Annotated in this window: 15 protein-coding genes and 5 tRNA genes; 19 read left to right on the plus strand and 1 reads right to left on the minus strand. The window is 46.4% G+C overall.

Features of this window, described 5'->3' with window-relative positions; translation table 11 throughout:
* Positions 1–206 precede the first annotated feature (206 nt).
* A complete protein-coding gene (locus tag N4A56_RS10250) occupies positions 207–950 on the minus strand; it encodes a TlyA family RNA methyltransferase (RefSeq protein WP_293670873.1) in 744 nt (247 codons plus the stop codon).
* Between the two features lie 337 nt (positions 951–1,287).
* Between N4A56_RS10250 and rpmE the strand changes: the two genes are divergently transcribed.
* From rpmE to rpoB, 19 genes are all read left to right on the plus strand, one after another.
* Complete coding sequence (gene rpmE, locus N4A56_RS10255) at positions 1,288–1,497, plus strand: 50S ribosomal protein L31 (RefSeq protein WP_293670875.1); 210 nt, start codon at positions 1,288–1,290, stop codon at positions 1,495–1,497.
* Between the two features lie 110 nt (positions 1,498–1,607).
* Positions 1,608–2,615, plus strand: coding sequence for a DUF1385 domain-containing protein (locus tag N4A56_RS10260; RefSeq protein WP_293670876.1), 1,008 nt, complete (start codon positions 1,608–1,610; stop codon positions 2,613–2,615).
* A 2-nt stretch (positions 2,616–2,617) separates the two neighbouring features.
* On the plus strand, positions 2,618–3,688 hold the full coding sequence (prfA, locus tag N4A56_RS10265; RefSeq protein WP_295547064.1) for a peptide chain release factor 1: 1,071 nt from the start codon (positions 2,618–2,620) through the stop codon (positions 3,686–3,688).
* A 14-nt stretch (positions 3,689–3,702) separates the two neighbouring features.
* The gene (gene prmC, locus N4A56_RS10270) at positions 3,703–4,581 is read left to right on the plus strand and encodes a peptide chain release factor N(5)-glutamine methyltransferase (RefSeq protein ID WP_295547066.1); all 879 of its coding nucleotides are present in this window, start codon (positions 3,703–3,705) and stop codon (positions 4,579–4,581) included.
* Positions 4,582–4,726: 145 nt separating this feature from the next.
* The gene (lpxC, locus tag N4A56_RS10275) at positions 4,727–5,641 is read left to right on the plus strand and encodes a UDP-3-O-acyl-N-acetylglucosamine deacetylase (RefSeq protein WP_295547068.1); all 915 of its coding nucleotides are present in this window, start codon (positions 4,727–4,729) and stop codon (positions 5,639–5,641) included.
* A 474-nt stretch (positions 5,642–6,115) separates the two neighbouring features.
* Positions 6,116–6,191: transfer RNA gene (locus N4A56_RS10280), tRNA-Thr, on the plus strand.
* Positions 6,192–6,196: 5 nt separating this feature from the next.
* Positions 6,197–6,282, plus strand: a tRNA-Tyr gene (locus N4A56_RS10285).
* Between the two features lie 55 nt (positions 6,283–6,337).
* Positions 6,338–6,413: transfer RNA gene (locus N4A56_RS10290), tRNA-Gly, on the plus strand.
* A 40-nt stretch (positions 6,414–6,453) separates the two neighbouring features.
* Positions 6,454–6,529: transfer RNA gene (locus N4A56_RS10295), tRNA-Thr, on the plus strand.
* 51 nt (positions 6,530–6,580) lie between these two features.
* Complete coding sequence (gene tuf / locus N4A56_RS10300) at positions 6,581–7,774, plus strand: elongation factor Tu (RefSeq protein ID WP_295547070.1); 1,194 nt, start codon at positions 6,581–6,583, stop codon at positions 7,772–7,774.
* A gap of 3 nt (positions 7,775–7,777) precedes the next feature.
* Positions 7,778–7,927 carry a 50S ribosomal protein L33 gene (gene rpmG / locus N4A56_RS10305; RefSeq protein WP_074216730.1) on the plus strand — a complete coding sequence of 50 codons (150 nt, stop codon included), beginning with the start codon at positions 7,778–7,780 and terminating at the stop codon, positions 7,925–7,927.
* Positions 7,928–7,946: 19 nt separating this feature from the next.
* A tRNA-Trp gene (locus N4A56_RS10310) sits at positions 7,947–8,023 on the plus strand.
* 30 nt (positions 8,024–8,053) lie between these two features.
* On the plus strand, positions 8,054–8,290 hold the full coding sequence (gene secE / locus N4A56_RS10315) for a preprotein translocase subunit SecE (protein ID WP_293670883.1): 237 nt from the start codon (positions 8,054–8,056) through the stop codon (positions 8,288–8,290).
* Between the two features lie 12 nt (positions 8,291–8,302).
* Complete coding sequence (gene nusG, locus N4A56_RS10320) at positions 8,303–8,857, plus strand: transcription termination/antitermination protein NusG (protein WP_293670885.1); 555 nt, start codon at positions 8,303–8,305, stop codon at positions 8,855–8,857.
* A 60-nt stretch (positions 8,858–8,917) separates the two neighbouring features.
* A complete protein-coding gene (rplK, locus tag N4A56_RS10325) occupies positions 8,918–9,340 on the plus strand; it encodes a 50S ribosomal protein L11 (RefSeq protein ID WP_293670886.1) in 423 nt (140 codons plus the stop codon).
* 107 nt (positions 9,341–9,447) lie between these two features.
* Entirely contained in the window at positions 9,448–10,155 is a 708-nt protein-coding gene (rplA, locus tag N4A56_RS10330) for a 50S ribosomal protein L1 (protein WP_293670888.1), read from the plus strand.
* Positions 10,156–10,321: 166 nt separating this feature from the next.
* Positions 10,322–10,843, plus strand: a complete 522-nt coding sequence (gene rplJ, locus N4A56_RS10335) for a 50S ribosomal protein L10 (protein WP_293670890.1) — start codon at positions 10,322–10,324, stop codon at positions 10,841–10,843.
* Positions 10,844–10,898: 55 nt separating this feature from the next.
* The gene (rplL, locus tag N4A56_RS10340) at positions 10,899–11,276 is read left to right on the plus strand and encodes a 50S ribosomal protein L7/L12 (protein ID WP_290923286.1); all 378 of its coding nucleotides are present in this window, start codon (positions 10,899–10,901) and stop codon (positions 11,274–11,276) included.
* 477 nt (positions 11,277–11,753) lie between these two features.
* The gene (gene rpoB, locus N4A56_RS10345; protein ID WP_293670893.1) at positions 11,754–15,857 is read left to right on the plus strand and encodes a DNA-directed RNA polymerase subunit beta; all 4,104 of its coding nucleotides are present in this window, start codon (positions 11,754–11,756) and stop codon (positions 15,855–15,857) included.
* Positions 15,858–15,889: the final 32 nt, after the last annotated feature.

Raw genomic sequence — 15,889 nt, forward strand, 5'->3', positions numbered from 1 at the left:
AACCCCTATTTTACCTTAATAAATACATAATGAAACCATAAATGCTCTCCCCAATAGCATTTCCCAGTCTATGGCTTATCCAGACATCAAGCCAGCACCGCACACTATAGCAGTAGCTAGACACAATTCTTACTATCACCTATCGGTTAATTAAAACAGAACGTTAGATAGAAAAAAAATGTCTACTAATGGGCTACACAATCTACCTATTTTTTGAAATATGCAATAAATTCCTGATTTCCTTTAGGTCCTTTGATGCTCGAAGGAACAACACCAAGTAGCGAGAGATGTAACTCTTTGATAGCAAAACTTGTTACATCATCAATAGCCTGCTGATGCAGCGCAGGGTCCCTGACCACGCCTTTATCTGTCATGCCCGGTCCTAATTCAAACTGCGGCTTAATTAGCATCGCAAGTTCGCCACCATCGCGCAGTAATTTAACACATGGTGGAAGAATAAGTTTAAGCGAAATAAAGGAAACATCACCTACGACAAGATCAATCGGTTCGGGGATGACTGTTTCATCTACATTTCGCAAATTCGTGCGTTCCAAGTTGATAACACGCTCATCCTGACGCAATTTTTCATGTAACTGACCATACCCGACATCAACTGCATATACTTTTGTAGCACCATGTTGCAGCAAACAATCAGAGAAGCCACCAGTTGATGCCCCTGCATCGAGAGCCACTTTTCCAGAAGGATCAATTCCGAAGTGCTCAATTGCCGTGAGCAGCTTGTATGCCCCGCGGCTGACAAAGCGTTCGACACCTTTCACTTCAAAAAGAGAATCCAAATCCATTTTTTGTCCCGGCTTTGCAACCGGCTCTGGATTACCATTGCGGATTACATAAACCTGCCCTGCCATAATCAGGCGTTTTGCCTTCTCACGGCTATCTGCCAGCCCCGCATCGAACACAAGTTGGTCGGCTCGTTCTTTTTTTGCCATGTTATTTGCCTTGACATTGCAGCAAGGGAAGCATACGCACTCCTTGCCGGTTATAATTACAAGATGGCGCAGGACAACTTAGACTGCGACGAGTCGTCTATGTATTTGACCATAGCGTGTCCGGCTCGGTAAAAATTTCTTTGCACCTCGGCAATGTAACCAAAATCATTCACACAGAGGTATGCAGACCAGTTACTTGCTTTCAAGGTAACAGTGCTTATATTGTAAGCGAACTGTCACCTACATCATCGTTTGCGGAGACTCAATATATTTTTCTTGCCTTCCAAACGCAACTGACGTAAGAAAATCCGTTCTGCATCTTCGTGAGGAGTTTAATATGAAAAAAGATATCCATCCTAAAGTGTTTAAGGCAAAAATCTCTTGTGCATGCGGCTATGAATCCGAAGCACGTTCTACCAAAGGTGAAGCAGTAGCAGTTGAGATTTGCTCTCAGTGCCACCCATTCTACACCGGTAAACAGCGTTTCGTTGACACCGCTGGTCGTATTGACCGTTTCCGCAAGAAATACGCCAACTTCAAGAAGTAGCACTTTTCTCGCATTTTTTGAGGCCGTCGCCTGATCGGCGGCGAATCTTCCTCCCCTTAAGGATTTGCTTTTTGGGGAGGAGTATTCTTTAGCTCGACTGCGAGGAACAGATGACTACTCTCCGCAAAAATTTCCGCACTATTCTTTCAGGCATCCTTTCTGCTGCACGATGCAATGTCGGTGGTCAGGCAGTTATGGAAGGTGTAATGATGCGCAACCAAGACCGTCTTGCCATTGCAGTCCGCAAAGCTGACGGGTCGATTGTTGCGGATCAGCGCCCTTGGTTCACATTTTCCAAGGCTGAATTTTTCAAGCGTCCTTTCGTACGCGGCTTTCCTATCCTTATAGAAACACTTGTTAACGGCATTAAAGCTCTTAACTTTTCCGCAACACAGGCTGTTGACGGAGAAGAGGAAGAAGAACTCAAGCCGTGGCATCTTACCCTTACACTCATCTGCTCTGTAGGCATCGCATTATTCTTATTTGTTGTTCTGCCTCACTTATTCTCTATCGGAATGAATTACCTTGGGCTTGGTGGCGATGTAAACGGACTTTCGTTTCAAGTATGGGACGGCTTTTTCAAGTTCAGCATATTTTTAGGATACATAATCAGTATCTCTTTTATTCCCGACATCAAACGAGTTTTCCAATACCACGGCGCAGAACATAAAGTAATCTGGGCGTATGAAGATGGAAAACCGGTTAGCTCCGGCTCTGCAATTCTGCATAGTAGGCTTCACCCGCGTTGCGGCACAACCTTCATGCTTTTTGTATTGTCTGTAGCAATTATTCTGCACACAATTCTGGTTCCGGCAATGCTTATGGTCTGGACACCGGAATCTGCGATTATAAAACATGGTTTTATCATTTTCTTCAAACTACTGCTTATGGCGCCAATCAGCGCATTCGCATACGAACTGATTAAGTACAGCGCGAAGATTAATGACACTTTTCTAGGCAAAGCCCTCAGCGCTCCGGGTATGATGCTGCAAATGCTCACTACCCACGAACCTGATTCTGAGCAGCTTGAGGTTGCCATTGTTGCACTTAAGGAAGCACTCGGTGACGATGCTCCTGACGATATATATACCTCTGAGTATACAGTAGCGGAGAAATAATAATGCTCGCCAAACTTGAACATCTTGAACGCAAATTCGAAGACCTTGAACAGCAGCTTAGCTCTCCTGAAGTATTTGGCGATCAGGAACGCTACCGTAAACTGACCAAGGCTCATGCTGATCTTAAAGAAGTTGTTGACGCATTCCGTAAATATCGCTCTATGCAGGAAGCTCTTGAAGAAAACAAAGAACTCATGCACGACAGCGATCCGGAACTTGCAGAAATGGCGAAAGAAGAAGTGAAAGAACTTGAAGTTCAGATTCCAGCAATGGAAGAAGAACTCACCATTCTCTTACTTCCAAAAGATCCTATGGATGAGAAAAACACCATTCTGGAAATCCGCGCCGGTACAGGTGGCGATGAAGCAGCACTTTTTGCTGGTGACTTGTTCCGCATGTACTCCCGCTACGCTGAACGTATCGGTTGGAAAATCGAACTGCTCAGCACCAGCGAAACCGGAACCGGTGGTCTCAAAGAGGTTATCGCACTGGTTAAAGGTGACAAGGTTTACAGCCGCCTGAAATTTGAATCCGGCATTCACCGCGTACAGCGTGTTCCTGCAACCGAGACTCAGGGTCGTGTTCACACTTCCGCTGCAACAGTTGCTATTATGCCGGAAGCCGAAGAAGTTGATGCGAACATCCGCAACGAAGATCTTCGATTCGATGTATTCCGTGCGTCCGGCCCTGGCGGTCAGTCTGTTAACACCACTGACTCCGCTATCCGCGTAACACACATCCCGACCGGTCTTGTTGTTTCATGTCAGGACGAAAAGTCCCAGCATAAAAACAAAGCAAAAGCGCTCAAGATTCTTTCTTCCCGCTTATTGCAGCAGGTACAGCAGCAACAGCATGATGAACTTGCCGAACAGCGCAAGTCTCAGGTTGGTTCCGGTGACCGCTCCGGTCGTATCCGTACTTACAACTTCGGACAGGGACGTTGCACAGACCACCGCATTAACCTGACTTTGTACAAACTTGATGCCATCATGGATGGCGATATCAACGAGCTTATTGACGCTCTTATCACTGCGGATCAGACTGAAAAGCTTAAAGCTCAGGCTGACGCATAACATACGAGGGCAATATGGCGGTACACAAACCCGCACAGCTCACCATTCAGTCAACACTCACAGCCTTCTCGGAATACCTTTCCGGGAAGGCTGTTGATTCTCCGAGACTTTCAGCTGAACTGGTGCTCCGCAAAATTCTTGGTATTTCACGTCTCGACATCCTCATCAATTCTGATCGCAAAATTTCCGAAGACGAATTCGCCCAAATGGAACCCCTCATTCTTCGCAGAGGCACAGGGGAACCCGCCGCCTACATCATGGGGGAGCGTGAATTTTATGGACGCCCATTCAACGTCAATTCACACACACTCATCCCGAGACCTGAAACTGAACATCTTATAGAAGCAGTTATTGAGCGCTATGCAGACAAAGGCAGTTTTTCGTTTGCTGACCTTGGCACTGGAAGTGGTTGCATTGCGACAACAATAGCCGCTGAACTTCCCAAGGCGCATGGCGTAGCTGTTGACCTTTCCGAAGGGGCGCTTGCAACAGCAAAAGAAAATATTCGCATAAGCGGCGTAGCAGACAGGGTAAAATGTATCCGTGCCGATTTCACCACACCGTTGTTCAAAAACAACACATTTGATGTAATTGCTACAAATCCTCCATATGTCAGCCAATCTGAATATATAATGCTAGACCCAGAAGTTCAGCAATTTGAACCTGCATCCGCGCTAGTCCCTGGTGACAGCGGACTTGAGCATGGCATCCGCCTTATTACACTTGCCGCACAGTGGCTGCGCCCTTCTGGTTTCTTCATTATGGAAATGGGATTTTGGCAAGGAGCTGAATTTATGAGTGAATTTGCAAAAAACGCAACACAATGGCGCGATACTGCAATCATAAAAGATCTCTCAGGTCACGACAGATTTGTATGTGGTTATAAAGTCTAGCATGGTGCTAAAAAGTCACATTGTGCTAAAAACACACAGTTAGCACACATAGTCTCTGTATAAAAAAAGTAACTATTTCAAAAAGATGACCTTTCACCTTTTCGTGGCATACTATTTGCTTAAAGTGGGATGGAGGGAATATTTAATGCTACAGAAGACTATCAGTAAATCCATCGGATGCTCAGGTGTCGGCGTGCACAGCGGTAAAGTTGTTAAGCTTACCCTGCACCCTGCTTCAGAAGACACAGGCACCATCTTTCATATACATGGCGAGGACGGCGTAAAGGTTATTGCCCCAACCCCTCAGCTTGTTACTGCCACACAGCTTGCAACAGTTCTCGGAGTCGGCAACACATCTGCCGCGACAGTTGAGCACCTTCTTGCAGCAGTCCGTGGTATGCAAATCGATAACATTCGAATCGAAATCCAAGGCGGAGAAGTTCCTATTATGGACGGCTCTGCTGCCTCTTTCATTTTCCTGCTCAAAGATGCCGGACTGCGTGAGCAATCTCGTCCACGCACTGTTAAGCGCATCAAGAAAGAGATTTGCTTCGAACAGGATGGCAAACGCATCCATGCAAAACCACACAATGGTTTTTCTATCGACTACACAATCGATTTTGACCACCCACTTATCGGGGTGCAAACAATGTCTGTCGAAGTAACTCCTGAAACATTTGCTTCAGACATTGCAAAAGCACGTACATTTGGCTTCTTCAGAGAAGTTGAATACCTGCGCTCAAAAAAACTTGCACTCGGCGGATCTCTCGAAAACGCCATTGTGCTTGACGACTATACAGTGCTCAACGAAGACGGCTTACGCTTCCCTGACGAATTTGTTCGCCATAAAATTCTCGACTTCATTGGCGACATGGTAATGCTCGGCACACCACTGGAAGGACATTTTGAAGTGTACTGCTCAGGACATGCGCTCAACAACCAGTTCCTCCGTGCGATTGATGAAAACGCAGACATCTACCTCGAAAGCGTAACACTCGACGAAACAGTTCCTGTTCCTGTGCCAGAAGTGGCTACAGCTGCCGCACCGGCAGTAGCATAACAAACCTCCCCTCTATATATAATAGATACGACCGCCCACATGGGCGGTCTTTTTTTACCTCTTCTATCTATATAAATAGAAAGCCCCAAAGAGTCCTCCACAGCCCGCATAATCCATCCGCACAAGCAAAATTGAGCGCTTTATTTTCATAAATGAAAGCTGCAATATATAAAACACGAGCAAACCATATTCTACTATAGTGTGAGCGCACTTGACGATGAGGCGAGTTTTACAACAAAGAGCCACCTATTATCCAAATTATAGTGGACAAATGCAGTAAAAAGAAAGAGTGTCTACACTCGTTGCTCAGGCAACTACTATCCAGAAAGCTAAATCCAAAGAAATCAAGGCAACTTGCAGCTTTTTTTAACATGTTGATTTTTAAGCGCTTTTAAAAAAAGCTAAAAAAAACATAAAAAAAAGTGATTTTTTGCTTGCCAAAACTTTGGGGGATATATAAACACTCTTCTCGTTGCTGGCGTAGCTCAATTGGTAGAGCAGCTGATTTGTAATCAGCAGGTTGCGGGTTCAAGTCCCATCGCCAGCTCCAGAACAGGTGGGGTTCCCGAGTGGCCAAAGGGAACAGACTGTAAATCTGTCGGCGTACGCCTTCGGAGGTTCAAATCCTCCCCCCACCACCAGTTGCTAAGTAGCAGGCTGTAGGAGACTCAAGTCGGAGAACTACGGCGCATATAAGCGGGAATAGCTCAATTGGTAGAGCATCAGCCTTCCAAGCTGAGGGTTGCGAGTTCGAGTCTCGTTTCCCGCTCCAACTAGCCTGAGTTCTCCCTATAGCTTTTTGAATAAGAGAAGCTCTCATAGCTCAGTAGGTAGAGCGCATCCTTGGTAAGGATGAGGTCAGCAGTTCAATTCTGCTTGAGAGCTCCATTAATTATTTTCGGATAACCGAGAAAAATTCATTGCCAGGGAGATTTACTCATGGGTAAAGAAAAATTTGAACGCAGTAAGCCGCATGTTAACATCGGCACCATTGGTCACATTGACCATGGTAAAACCACTCTTACCGCAGCTATCACTAAAATTGCAGCTCTCAAACAGGGCGGTCAGGCTGTAGCTTTTGATGAAATCGATAAAGCTCCAGAAGAAAAAGAACGCGGTATTACTATCGCAACTGCACACGTTGAGTACGAAACTGACATCCGTCACTACGCTCACGTTGACTGCCCAGGTCACGCAGACTACATCAAAAACATGATCACCGGTGCAGCTCAGATGGACGGTGGTATCCTCGTTGTTGCAGCAACTGACGGTCCTATGCCTCAGACTCGTGAGCACATCCTGCTCGCTCGTCAGGTTGGTGTACCTTCCCTCGTTGTATTCATGAACAAATGCGACATGGTTGACGACGAAGAACTCCTCGAGCTCGTAGAAATGGAAGTTCGTGAACTTCTTTCTTCTTACGATTTCCCAGGTGACGACATTCCTGTAATTCGTGGTTCTGCACTTAAAGCTCTCGAAGCAGACTCTGCTGACGACGCTGCTGCAGCTCCAATCCTCGAACTCCTCGATGCTTGTGACTCTTACATTCCTGAGCCAGAGCGTGATATCGATAAACCTTTCCTTCTTCCTATTGAAGACGTGTTCTCCATCTCCGGTCGTGGTACAGTAGTAACTGGCCGTGTTGAGCGTGGTGCCATCACAGTTGGTGAAGAAGTTGAAATCGTTGGTATCAAAGAGACTCAGAAAACTACTTGTACCGGCGTTGAAATGTTCCGTAAACTTCTCGACCGTGGTGAAGCTGGCGATAACGTTGGTCTTCTTATCCGTGGTATTAAACGTGATGAAGTTGAACGTGGTCAGGTTCTTTGTAAGCCTGGTTCCATCAACCCACACACCAAGTTTAAAGCTGAAGTATACGTACTTTCTAAAGATGAAGGCGGACGTCACACTCCATTCTTCACCGGTTACCGTCCTCAGTTCTACTTCCGTACAACTGACATCACTGGCGTAATCGCTCTTGATGAAGGCGTTGAAATGGTAATGCCAGGCGATAACGCTGTATTCAACGTTGAACTGATCAACCCAATCGCTATGGAAACTGGTCTCCGCTTCGCTATCCGCGAAGGTGGCCGTACCGTAGGCGCAGGTGTTGTTTCTGAAATCGTGGAGTAATTCATGCGCGTTAACATCCAGCTCGCTTGCACTGAGTGCAAACGACGCAATTACGCGACCGTAAAGAACAAGAAAAACACTACCGCTCGCGTTGAGTTGAAGAAGTATTGTCCTTGGGACAAGAAACACACTCTTCACCGCGAAACTAAGTAAGTAGTTGTTATAAAAACGCAGGGGTGTAGCTCCAACGGCTAGAGCGCCGGTCTCCAAAACCGGATGTTGCGGGTTCGAATCCCTCCACCCCTGCCATTTTCTTCCTTCTTACACGGCGAGGCGACAATGGCAAAAAAGCACTCAAAAAAAGTTGAAGCAAAAGCTCCTGAAGCTAACAAAGCAACTCAACTTAAAGAGTTCTTCGAAGAGTCCCAGGTTGAAATTAAAAAAGTAGTCTGGCCCTCCCGAAAAGAGACAGTGACAACCAGCATTGCAGTGCTGGCTCTTGTTGTTGTAATGTCTCTATTTCTTGGCTTTGTAGACTTAGGTCTTACAAAGCTCGTAGAATACATTCTTTCCTAAACGGATATTCCTATGACCGAGGAACAAGCACCCGTAAGAAAAGCACGTTGGTACATTATCCACACCTACTCAGGCTTTGAGCAGCGTGTTGAGCAGACTATCTTACAGATGATCCGCACCGGCGAAGCTCAAGGTGAAATTGAGGAAGTTGTTGTACCTACTGAGAAAGTGGTAGAACTTGTTAAAGGTGAAAAACGCACCTCTACACGAAAATTCTACCCAGGTTATGTCATGGTAAAAATGATCATGACTGATCTCTCTTGGCATCTTATTTCCAACATTCAGCGGGTAACTGGCTTTATTGGCGGAAAAAACCGCCCTACCCCAATGAGGGACTCAGAAGCAGCACGTATCCTCTCCATGATGGAAGCCCGTCAGGAACAGCCCCGTCCTAAGTTCAATTTTGAACGTGGTGACGAAGTGCGCGTTATTGATGGACCGTTCGGCGGTTTCAACGGCGTCGTGGAAGATGTAAACTACGACAAGGGTAAGCTCAGAGTATCCGTATCTATCTTCGGCAGACAAACTCCTGTCGAGTTGGACTTTGTTCAGGTAGATAAGGGATAAACAAGCACAATAAAGCACCTATCGCCACGCAAGTGGCGTTTGCTATAGAGGTATAGTGGTATGGCTAAAAAAGAAATTGCAAAAATTAAGCTTCAGATTCCTGCTGGTTCTGCGAACCCGTCTCCTCCAGTAGGTCCTGCTCTTGGTCAGCACGGCCTGAACATCATGGAGTTCTGTAAGGCGTTCAACGCTAAAACCATGGATCAGAAAGGCATGATCATTCCTGTAATCATTACAGTATTCCAGGATCGTTCATTCACTTTCATCACCAAAACCCCACCTGCATCTGTGCTGCTTATCAAAGCTGCAAAAGTAGCTAAAGGTTCCGGCGAGCCTAACCGTAACAAAGTTGGTTCCGTAACCGATGCACAGATCGAAGAGATTGCTACCCTTAAAATGCCTGACCTTAATGCTGCAAGCATGGACGCAGCTAAAAAGATCATCGCTGGTACTGCTCGTTCCATGGGCATTGAAGTTAAATAGCATTCTGTAAATCAGTTGGACTGCCGTTCGCCGTGGAATACACACGGCTATTTTTATCTTAGATCGAGCGGCAGGAGATTAACACAGAGAAGAAAAAGGATATTACTATGCCTAAGCATGGGAAAAAATACCGCAAAGCAGCTGAAGGTCTCGAGCTTACCGCACGCTTTGCAGTTGAAGAAGCGATGGCTAAAGTAGTTGATTCTGCTTTTGCAAAATTTGATGAAACTGTTGACGTTGCAATCAACCTTGGCGTTGATCCTAAATACTCAGATCAGATGGTTCGCGGTGCATGCTCCCTTCCACACGGTCTTGGTAAAGATGTGCGCGTAGCAGTATTCTGTAAAGGTGAAAAACAGGCTGAAGCTCGCGAAGCTGGTGCTGAAATCGTCGGTGCAGAAGATCTCGTAGAAGAAGTTAAAGCCGGTAACCTGAACTTTGACAAAGCTGTTGCAACTCCAGACGTTATGGCTCTCGTAGGTCAGATTGGTCGCGTACTCGGCCCTCGTGGTCTTATGCCTAACGCAAAAACTGGCACTGTTACTTTTGACGTAGCAAGCGCAGTTAAAGAAATGAAAGCTGGCCGCGTTGAATTTAAAGTAGACAAAGCTGGTGTTCTTCACGCTCCTATCGGTAAAGTTTCCTTCGGTGCTGAAAAGCTCATGGACAACCTTAAAACCGTTCTGGAAAACGTGAACCGTCTTAAGCCATCATCCGCTAAAGGTGCTTACATGAAGGCTATGTCCCTCTCCAGCACTATGGGTCCTGGCTACAAAGTCGACACTTCCCTTATTCGCAAGTTCATTGAAGGTTAATTCCTTCAATTTAATATTTAGTATGGAGCGAAGCTTTCGTTTCGCTCCTGCTTTTTGGCTGAGGACTGGAATTCTGAGTCCAAGACAGTAGGCATCTATAAGTCCTACCGAGACAATTTGGCTTAGTTTTCCATTGGCAAATCCCCCTAGTCTAAGGAGACTGAACGTGAACAGGTCTGAAAAAGCCGTCATTATTGAACGCCTGAAAGAAAAAGCTGAAGGTGCTTCTATTGCGGTTGTGACTGACTTCAAGGGCTTGCCGGTGGAAGAGATGACCGTGCTGAGAAGTGACCTTCGTAAAGCAGATGGTGAATACCATGTTGTGAAGAACACTCTGGCTCGCATCGCAGTCACCGGTGGTGATCATGAAGTTCTCGCTGATACTTTCAAAGAGAACACAGCTATCGCCCTTGGTTTCGAAGATCCCGTTGCAGTTGCTAAGGCTGTCGTTGAGTTCGCTAAAAAGAGCAAACACCTCGTTGTTAAGCATGCTTCTCTCGAAGGCAAGCTTCTCACCGAAGCTCAGCTTGGTGAACTTGCAAAGCTCCCTGGCAAGCAGCAGTTGCTTGGCATGGCGCTTGGCACAATGAACGCCGTTCCAACAAACTTCGTTGGCCTTTTCGCCAACATTCTGCGCAACTTCCTCTACGCTTTGAACGCTATCAAAGAACAAAAAGAAGCTGCATAAGCAGAACGTGTATTAACTAAAAATATTAAGCCAAAATTATTTTAAGGAGACTACCATGTCCGTGACCAAAGAACAGGTTGTAGAATTTATCTCTAGCATGACCGTACTCGAACTTTCTGAATTCATCAAAGAACTCGAAGAAACTTTCGGCGTTTCCGCTGCAGCTCCAGTAGCAGCAGTAGCAGCAGCACCTGCAGAAGGTGGCGCAGCAGCTGAAGAAAAAACTGAGTTTGATGTTATCCTCAAAGCTGCTGGCGGCAACAAAATTGCTGTTATTAAAGCAGTACGCGCTCTTACTGGTCTTGGCCTCAAAGAAGCTAAAGAAGCTGTAGACGGCGCTCCTAAAGCTCTCAAAGAAGCTGTATCTAAAGAAGATGCTGAAGCTGCTAAGAAAGCTCTCGAAGAAGCAGGCGCAGAAGTAGAAGTTAAGTAATTCTACTTTTTACTGCTGAAGCGAATTCAGGCGCGGGCGGGAATTTATTCCCGTCCGCGTTTTATTAGCTCTGATGTACAGGGGTAGATCAAAAAAAAGCTTGCACAAAATCTAGTAGTGAACTAGATTACGCATTTGGTCGACTTGTCTTTGTTACGTAACGCTAATTAACAATTGGGCGACACGTTGCTGACCATATCCGAACGTTTACCAACCCGAATTTTTTCATTTGATACAGAACATGACCGAGCGGACATGTTCTGCTTTCTGCTGCTGAATTTGCGTGCTTCATGCAGCACCTACCCTCTGCCCACTCTTTCCGGACTCCTAAGTCCACCGGGCACCCCCTTTTCGCATGCGTACGTATCCGTTTCGGAGAAATTCCGCCGACTTTGGTTAAGCAAACGCGCCATTTTCCGATGCTTCTTAGCCGCAGTGGCATCATCTTTGGCAAACCGTCTCTTTTGAGGTGTAAATATGGGCCAACTTTATAAAAAATTTGGTAAAATCGAAGTAACGCTTCCTATCCCGCATCTTCTTAACTTGCAGGTAGATTCCTACAAGAAGTTTTTGCAGGAAGGGCGTACTGACCGACTGCCTGACGAAGGTCTTGAAGGTGTATTCCGTTCTGTCTTCCCTATTGAAGACTTTAACCGCACTGCAAGCCTTGAGTATGTTCGCTATGACATTAGTGAACCTAAATACGATCAAGCTGAATGCATTGCAAAAGGTCTTACCTACGAAGCTCCAATTCGCATTACCGTGCGTCTTGTTGTATATGATGTAGATGAAGAGACTGAAAACCGCACCATCCGCGATATTAAAGAACAGGATATCTACTTTGGTACTCTGCCTTTAATGACCGAGAAAGGTACTTTTATTGTTAACGGTACTGAACGAGTTATCGTTAACCAGTTGCAGCGTTCCCCTGGTATCATTTTTGAACATGATTCAGGCAAAACGCACTCTAGCCGTAAAGTGCTTTACAGCTGCCGCATTATCCCTATGCGTGGCTCCTGGCTCGACTTTGACTTCGATCATAAAGATATTTTGTACGTGCGAATTGACCGCCGCCGCAAAATGCCTGCTACTATTCTCTTTAAAGCAATGGGTATGTCCCGTGCCGAGATTCTCGATTGCTTCTATGAGAAAGAGTACTTCCGTTTAGAAGACGGTAAGCTCATGTGGGAAGTTCAAAAGGATATGTACCGCAAAGAAATTGCGTACGTAGACCTTGGCGACGGTGAAAAAGTATTCGCAAAGCAAGGCAAACCAATTACAAAACGTACTTGGCGTCTGCTTCTTGAAGCTGGTATCGAAGCAATCGAAGTTGCTCCGGATACCCTCAACGGACTTTTCCTTGCGGAAGATCTTATTGATGAAAACACTGGTGAAGTTCTTGCTGATGCAGCAGACGAACTTACAGAAGATATCGTAGAGCGCATCCGCGAAGCTGGCGTTACCCGCCTGCCTGTACTGCACACTCGCGGTGCTGACGTATCTTCCTCCATGCGTGACACTCTTCTTCTTGATAAAACAGAAGATTCTGAGTCCGCTCGTGTTGAAATCTACCGTCGTCTGCGTCCAAGTTCTCCTCCAACTCCGGAAATCGCAAACACATTCTTCGAAAACCTTTTCCGAAGCGGAGACTACTACGACTTATCTCCAGTAGGTCGTTACAAAATGAACCAGCGTCTCGATCTCGACCGCGAGAACGATATGCGTACGCTTTCTGACAACGATATTTTCACAGCAATTAAGATCCTGTGTAAATTGAAAGACTCTCACGGCCCAGCTGACGATATCGACCACCTCGGTAACCGTCGCGTACGTCCGGTAGGTGAACTGGTAGAAAACCAGTACCGCATCGGTCTTGTACGTATGGAACGTGCGATTAAAGAACGCATGAGCTTGCAGGAAGTTGCGACTCTTATGCCGCACGACCTCATCAACCCTAAACCGGTTGCTGCTGTGCTCAAAGAGTTCTTCGGTACTTCACAGCTCTCCCAGTTCATGGACCAGACCAACGCATTGTCTGAAGTAACACACAAGCGTCGTCTGTCTGCACTTGGACCTGGTGGTCTTACCCGTGAACGCGCAGGCTTTGAAGTTCGAGACGTACACACTTCTCACTACGGACGTATCTGCCCTATTGAGACTCCAGAGGGTCCAAACATTGGTCTGATCGTTTCCCTGACTACTTACTCCAAAGTGAACGATTTCGGTTTCATCGAAACTCCGTACCGCGTGGTAAAAGACGCCCGCGTTACTGACGAAATTATTTACATGGATGCTACCACCGAGCAGGGTCAGGTTGTTGCTCAGGCAAACGCAGAGCTGGACGAAGACGGTAACTTCGTAAGAGAATTTATCACTACTCGTTACCTCGGCGATGTTCTCATGTCCCCGCGTGAAGATGTTACACTTATGGACATCTCACCAAGCCAGATGGTTTCCATTTCTGCTGCGCTGATTCCGTTCCTCGAGCACGATGACGCGAACCGCGCGCTTATGGGTTCCAACATGCAACGTCAGGCAGTTCCACTGCTTCGTTGCCACAAGCCAATCGTTGGTACTGGCATGGAAGGCCCTGTAGCACAGGACTCCGGTGCATGTATCATTGCTGAAGGCGAAGGTATTGTTCGGTTTGCTGATGCTGACCGCATCGTTGTTTCTTACACCAACGGTCTCTACCCAGAGTCCGGCGGCGTTCGCAGCTACGACTTGCAGAAGCACCACAAATCCAACCAGAGTTCTTGCTTTGGTCAGAAACCAACCTGTCATCCAAACCAGCCTGTTGTACGTGGCACTATCCTCGCTGACGGCCCTGGTATTGAAGACGGTGAGCTTGCACTTGGTAAAAACCTCGTTGTAGCGTTTATGCCTTGGTGTGGTTACAACTTTGAGGACTCCATCCTCATCTCTGAACGCATGGTTAAAGAAGATGTCTTTACCTCCGTTCACATTGAAGAGTTTGAAGTTGTTGCTCGTGACACAAAGCTTGGACCTGAAGAAATCACTCGCGATATTCCGAACGTAAGCGAAGAAATGCTCCGCAACCTCGACGGCAGCGGTATTATTCGCATCGGTGCTAACGTATGTCCGGATGATATTCTTGTAGGTAAAATTACTCCTAAAGGTGAAACTCAGCTTTCTCCTGAAGAGAAACTCCTGCGCGCAATCTTCGGTGATAAAGCACGCGACGTTAAAAACACCTCCCTCAAAGTTCCTCCAGGAATCGAAGGTACTGTTATTGACGTAAAAGTGTTCAACCGTCGTTCCGGCGAAAAAGACGAGCGCACAAAAAATATTGAAGATTACGAACTTGCCAAGCTTGATCGTAAAGAACAGAGCCACATTTCCGCTCTTACTCAGTCCACTATGGTTAAAGTAGTGGAAGAGGCAGAAGGTAAACAGCTTGCTTACAACATTCCAGGTAAGCGCAAAGGTGAAGTTCTTGCAGAAGCAGGCCACGTAATCACAGCTGAAATTCTTAATGAAATTCCAGTTAAGAAGCTTTCAGGTCTGTTTAAGTCAAATGAAGTAAATGATGCCATTGAACATATTATTGAAGAATATGAGCAGCAGGTATCCTTTATTAAAAATATCTACGACACCAAGCGTGAAAAAGTGTCTGAAGGCGATGATCTGCCTCCAGGCGTACTCAAGATGGTTAAATGCTACATCGCCGTTAAGCGTAAGCTTAGCGTAGGTGACAAAATGGCTGGCCGTCACGGTAACAAAGGTGTTGTTTCCCAGATTCTGCCAATCGAGGACATGCCGTTCTTCGCAGATGGCTCTACTGTAGACATCGTACTTAACCCACTGGGCGTACCGTCTCGTATGAACATCGGTCAGATCATGGAAACTCACTTGGGCTGGGGTGCACTCAAGCTTGGCGAACAACTTGCAGCACTTCTTGAAACCGGCGAACACCTCAAAGACGTTCGTACCCGCGTTAAAGAAGTATACAAGTGTGACTCAATCAACCGCATGGTTGACGAAATGGATGACGAAGAATTCGTTAAAGCAGTTCGTCGACTCAGCACCGGTATTGTAACTAAAACTCCGGTATTTGATGGTGCACGCGAAGAAGAAATCTGGTCATGGATTGCTGATGCAGGCATGCCTGACGACGGTAAAAACGTGCTGTTCGACGGCCGTACCGGTGACCAGTTCCAGAACCGCGTAACTACAGGTGTTATGTACATTCTGAAGTTGCACCACTTGGTTGATGAAAAAATCCACGCCCGTTCAACTGGTCCTTACTCACTTGTTACGCAGCAGCCACTGGGCGGTAAAGCTCAGTTCGGTGGTCAGCGTCTTGGTGAGATGGAAGTATGGGCACTGGAAGCACACGGTGCAGCTTACATGTTGCAGGAATTCCTGACCGTTAAGTCTGATGACGTAACTGGTCGTGTAAAAATGTACGAGAAGATCGTAAAAGGTGACAACTTCCTCGAAGCTGGTATGCCTGAATCCTTCAACGTACTTATTAAGGAATTGATGTCCCTCGGTCTGGACGTCACCCTGCATCAGGAAGAGGAACAAAAAGGTCCACGCACCTTCCTTGCTGACTAAATAGAACGGGTTTGCCTTGCTACCCAAGGCAA

Source organism: Halodesulfovibrio sp., assembly GCF_025210605.1.
In the GTDB taxonomy this organism is placed as follows: Bacteria; Desulfobacterota; Desulfovibrionia; order Desulfovibrionales; family Desulfovibrionaceae; genus Halodesulfovibrio.